This is a genomic window from Stenotrophomonas sp. SrG (assembly GCF_050031795.1).
Classification (GTDB): Bacteria; Pseudomonadota; Gammaproteobacteria; order Xanthomonadales; family Xanthomonadaceae; genus Stenotrophomonas; species Stenotrophomonas rhizophila_A.
The window spans coordinates 1-231 of sequence record NZ_JBNBBE010001682.1; the positions used below are offsets into that span (position 1 = coordinate 1).

The 231-nt window shown below is 69.7% G+C and carries 1 pseudogene; it reads left to right on the top strand.

Annotated features, from left to right (window positions below):
* Positions 1–231: pseudogene (locus tag ACQG3P_RS25090) on the top strand (exodeoxyribonuclease III); the annotation flags it as partial.

Sequence of the window (231 nt, forward strand, 5' to 3'; positions counted from 1 at the left end):
ACACCGGACATCGTGGCGCGGCAGGCGCTCAAGGCCAGCCAGGCTGGGTTTCCTGCAACCGAGATCCGTGACGCAGGCTACGGCTGCCTGTGGCAGGGGCAACGTGCCAGGAACGGCGTGGCGCTGCTGGCGCGTGGGCAGGACACGATCGAAAGCCGGCGCGGGCTTCCTGGCGATCGCACCGACGACCAGAGCCGCTACCTTGATGCGGCGGCGCACTGCGTGCTGGTG